This is a genomic window from Citrobacter sp. Cf116, from assembly GCF_030336505.1.
Lineage (GTDB): Bacteria > Pseudomonadota > Gammaproteobacteria > Enterobacterales > Enterobacteriaceae > Citrobacter > Citrobacter freundii.
The window spans coordinates 1-507 of the sequence record NZ_JAOWEQ010000018.1; the positions used below are offsets into that span (position 1 = coordinate 1).

A 507-nucleotide genomic window follows, 5' to 3' on the forward strand; every position below is an offset into this window, starting at 1 on the left:
TCGGCTGACCGGGTACTTAACCCGCCTTGCGCGGGTTTTGTGCTTTATGGGGTAGGGGATTTTCCCTGCGCCAGCTGTGCAACGGGGACCCACTCCAGAGCATTCAGCACGGGCTCAAATGAATCAGGAGTGTGAGTAACGGCGCGAACGACGTCAGCCACGCTGGGGTTTGCTTTGCTAAGGTGGTACCCGCCACCAGCGCCACGCTGGCTGGTGACGATTTCACTGCTGCGCAGCTTCGAGAAAATCTGCTCGAGGTAAGACACAGACAGCTTGGATTCTTTACTGATAGATGCGACTGAAACCGGACTGCCGTTGTAAATCCTGTTGAGGATGGCAACCACCTGAACAGATGCCACCACGCGTTTCATTCCAAACTCCATAGTCACTTCCTTACTGATACTGGCAACAGCCATTGGTCAAACTTGTTATGAACGAACTGCAGTCTGTTGGTCGGCAGACGGGTCGCCCTTCTGGGCGAGCATGTAGCAAATCAGTCGAATGATT

1 protein-coding gene is annotated in these 507 nt (G+C 53.8%); it reads right to left on the bottom strand.

Annotated elements, in window-relative coordinates; genetic code table 11:
* Positions 1-44 precede the first annotated feature (44 nt).
* Positions 45-383 (bottom strand): RrF2 family transcriptional regulator, encoded by a 339-nt coding sequence (locus OGV74_RS00785; protein ID WP_224769939.1) that lies wholly within the window; start codon positions 381-383, stop codon positions 45-47.
* Positions 384-507 lie beyond the last annotated feature (124 nt).